Here is a 4159-nt window from a genome sequence, read left to right on the forward strand (position 1 = left end):
GCTGTTCGGGCACGTCGACTTTGATCACCCCACTGGCAATCATGCTGAACAGCTCATCGGCGGCGTGCTTAACTTGCAGCGTCGGTGACGGGGCCGTTAATAGATAGGCGTTTGATGTACAGTGAGCCCTTTTGATTCAAAACTCCCAGATTGACACCGGTGATCTTGCCTAGGGGAGTTGCCGAAACTGACCATCAATCCGAGGCGGGCGTAGGCAGTCGATGGAGGCTTCCAAGATATTTTTTCCAACCGAATCGTACACTACGGTAACCTTGTTACCGCGGGTCAAGGTCGCCACGTGCTCAGGCACATTTTCCTCACGGTAATTTATTGTTTCCCAGGCGATCTGCCCGTTTCACCAACGCTGCTTTTTCAGCGTTGCTGACAGTGCCGATCATCTTCACACCCAGCACTTTTGACCATTGGCAAGCGATACGCCCAACGCCGCCGGCCGTCTTATGGAATAAGAAGATCTCATTCGGCTTGATTCGTAAGTCTGGCGCAGCAGATAAAACACTGTCAGACATTTTAAGAAAGCGGCTACGGCATGTTCAAAGAAGATGGCTGAGGGTAACTTGGCCAGTTTATCCGCCGGCATATTATGCATCGTGGCGTGGGCGCTCTGCTGGGATTGGGCGTATACTACCCCGATCGCTGGTGCTGAACCCATTGACGCTGGGGGCTAATTTTGCTCACTACCCCTGCCGCTTCTGTGTCGAGGCAAGAGGGCAATGATGGCATGGGGTAGAGGCCGGAACGGACATAGGTATCAATATTAATTTATGCTGATGGCTTTATTTTCGATCTTGTATCTCGCCCGGACCGGGATCCACAGGCGTGAAATCCACATATTTCATCACTTCCAGTCCACTGTGGGCGGCAAACTGCCGATTAGCCATCACTTTTCCTCCAATTAGGATATCTTTAATAACTGTAAGTCTTACGGCGTGGTTTGCAAAGCACATAGGATACCGACTCGAGAGAGGATATAATATCCCCTTATCCAAGGATTTCTTGATAGGTAAAGTACCCTTTCATGTCAGAAAAGAAACCATCTTACAAAGTAAATTTTCCCCGTGACCGTCAGGTCGAAGGTCTGAAGATGCCGCCACATTCGCTGGAAGCGGAGCAGTCAGTGCTAGGTAGTTTGATGCTGGATAACGAACGTTGGGACAACGTCGCCGAACGGGTGACCGGCAACGATTTTTTTAACCGCCCGCACCGTCTTATCTTTAACGAGATGCGGCGTCTGTTGGAGCTGGGCAAGCCTATCGATCTGATTACGCTTTCGGAGTCTCTGGAACAAAAAGGGGAATTGGATGACGTTGGCGGGTTCGCCTATCTGGCGGAGCTCTCGAAAAATACCCCCAGTGCCGCGAATATTTCCGCTTATGCCGATATTGTTCGCGAACGGGCCATGGTGCGGGAAATGATCGCCGTCGCCCATGAGATTGCCGATGCTGGTTACGATCCCCAGGGGCGCAGCAGCGAGGATTTGCTGGATCTGGCGGAGTCTCGGGTATTCCAGATATCGGAGAACCGCGCCGGTAAAGATGAAGGCCCGAAGAGCATCGACCGTATTCTTGAAGATACGGTGGCGCGAATAGAACAGCTTTACCAGAAACCGCACGACGGCGTTACCGGTGTCTCAAGCGGATATTTAGACCTGGATAAAAAGACTGCCGGCCTGCAAGGATCGGATTTAATTATTGTCGCCGCACGCCCATCCATGGGGAAAACCACCTTTGCCATGAACTTGTGCGAAAATGCCGCCATGACCGAGGACAAACCGGTGTTAATCTTTAGCCTGGAAATGCCTGCCGAGCAGATAATGATGCGCATGCTGGCGTCGCTATCGCGCGTCGATCAAACCCGGATTCGTACCGGCCAACTGGATGATGAGGACTGGGCTCGCATTTCTAGCACCATGGGGATCTTGCTGGAAAAACGCAATATGTATATCGATGACTCGTCAGGGTTGACCCCGACAGACGTGCGATCACGCGCGCGGCGGGTATTCCGTGAACATAATGGCCTGAGTCTAATTATGATCGACTACCTCCAACTGATGCGCGTACCGTCACTGTCCGATAACCGTACCCTGGAAATCGCGGAAATATCCCGGTCGTTAAAGGCGCTGGCTAAAGAGCTGCAGGTGCCAGTAGTGGTGCTATCGCAGTTGAACCGAAGCTTGGAACAACGCGCCGATAAGCGCCCCGTCAACTCCGATTTGCGCGAGTCTGGCTCAATCGAGCAGGATGCCGACCTGATTATGTTTATTTACCGTGATGAGGTCTATCACGAGAACAGCGATATGAAGGGAATCGCTGAAATTATTCTCGGTAAGCAGCGTAACGGCCCTATCGGCACCGTGCGGCTAACCTTCAACGGACAATGGTCACGGTTCGACAATTATGCCGGCCCGCGATATGACGATGAGTGATGTCCCACGGCGCATTTTTTCCTATAGTACTCCCATTGTTGGTGCTTTTTATTAACTTAATCGCCACTCAATTCACTTTATTTGATATTGTGAGTAGTGAGTGTAACATTGCACTCACTCATATAGGAGAGCTGCACCATGTTCCAACATGTTGATGCTTATGCGGGAGACCCCCATCCTTATCTCTGATGAAAACCTATAAACAGGATCCGCTCCCTGATAGAGTAAATCTAAGCATCGGCCTTTATTACAATGAACAGGCGATTATCCCGCAGCTGCGGGCGGGGTAGCCGAGGCGCAGGCCACCCTACTTGCCCGCCCGGTGCTAAGCTCATACTCCTATCTGCTGATGGAAGGGTTTCCAACCTACAGCAGCACTACCCAGGGGCTGCTGTTCGGGGAGGATCATCCGATGCGCAAGCGCTACGCATCTCCACTATTCAGACCGTGGGCGGGTCCGGGTATTAAAAGTCAGCGCGGATTTTCTGGAATGCTAGTTTCCGGATTCTCAGATCTTGGTAAGTACCCCAACGTCCATTTTCACCAGTGCAGGATTTCAGGTTAATCATTATCCTTATTCGACGGTGAGAAACTAGGTGTCAATTTCGACGAGATGCTGGCCTGTTTTCAGTAATTACCATAGTGGAGTATTGTACTGCCGCATCCGTGCGGTCATAACCAGACTGTCTCGGACTTAACCTGATCCGAATGAGATCGGGTTATTGAGGTGGTCGCGGAACATCAGCTCATCCCTTTCCTGGATATCACCTACCAGGGGTTTGGCAACGGGTTGGAAGAAGACGCTTATGCGGTGCGCGAAATGGCACGTCTGGGGTTATTACATTGCCTGGTAATCAACTCTTTCTCTAAGATTTTCTCCCTTTATAGCGAACTGGTGGGAGGAGAGCTGTCGATTGTGTGTGATAGCGCCAGCGAAGCCGAGCGCATGCTGGGCCAGTTAAAGGCGACCGTGCGCTGCAGCTACTCCAGTCCGCCGAACTCCGGCGCTTAAGTGGTAGCGCAGGTGCTGAATGAGCTGGCATTAAATGCCATGTAGAGTAGTGAGGAAGTAGCGGCATTAAAGGTAGCCGAGCATCCATTCGACTATTTGCTGCGTCGGCAGGGTATGTTCAGCTATACCGGCCTCAATCTCAGAGCAAGTGGCACATTTGCGCGAAGTCTACAGCGTCTATCTGATCGACAGCGGCCGGACGTGTCTGGTCTGGCTGAATAGCGCTAACGTCGGCAAAGTGGCTCAAACCTTTTCGCGGTACGGCAATGCCGTAGGTGCGACCGATTTTCCCCTGCTACTATGTAGCCATTACACTGAGTAGTAAAAAGGAGAAAGTATTATATGTGGTACCAACAAACCCTGACCTTAAAATCCCAACCGCGCGACTTTCATCTGGTCACCGATAAAATCGTTTCCCAACTGACGTCGTTGAGTGCTGTCCGTACTAGGCTGCTTCATTTATTTCTACAACATACTTCCGCTGCCCGGTGCTAAATGAAAATTTCGATCCCACCATCAGAACCGATATGGAAAACAATTTTTTACGTCGTGTCCCGGAATCTCGGCCCCTTTGCCAGCACGATTATGAATGGGCGTATGACATACCGGCACATATCAAATCTTCTCTGTTTGGCACCTCATTGTTATTGGCAGTCGGTGATGGCACGCTGCTGTTGGGCACTTGGCAGGGAATTTTGGCTGGG

General features: G+C 51.2%; 1 protein-coding gene and 3 pseudogenes. 3 read left to right on the forward strand and 1 reads right to left on the reverse strand.

Annotated elements, in window-relative coordinates:
* Nucleotides 1-899, reverse strand: a pseudogene (locus BG74_RS17610) (NADPH:quinone reductase); the annotation flags it as partial.
* A 137-nt stretch (nt 900-1036) separates the two neighbouring features.
* Between BG74_RS17610 and dnaB the strand changes: the two are divergent.
* From dnaB to BG74_RS20790, 3 genes and pseudogenes are all read left to right on the forward strand, one after another.
* The gene (gene dnaB, locus BG74_RS06945) at nt 1037-2443 is read left to right on the forward strand and encodes a replicative DNA helicase (protein WP_066597492.1); all 1407 of its coding nucleotides are present in this window, start codon (nt 1037-1039) and stop codon (nt 2441-2443) included.
* A gap of 138 nt (nt 2444-2581) precedes the next feature.
* Nucleotides 2582-3777 (forward strand): annotated as a pseudogene (locus BG74_RS13840) (aminotransferase class I/II-fold pyridoxal phosphate-dependent enzyme).
* A 20-nt stretch (nt 3778-3797) separates the two neighbouring features.
* Nucleotides 3798-4159 (forward strand): annotated as a pseudogene (locus tag BG74_RS20790) (secondary thiamine-phosphate synthase enzyme YjbQ); the annotation flags it as partial.

The organism is Sodalis-like endosymbiont of Proechinophthirus fluctus, assembly GCF_001602625.1.
Classification (GTDB): Bacteria; Pseudomonadota; Gammaproteobacteria; order Enterobacterales; family Enterobacteriaceae.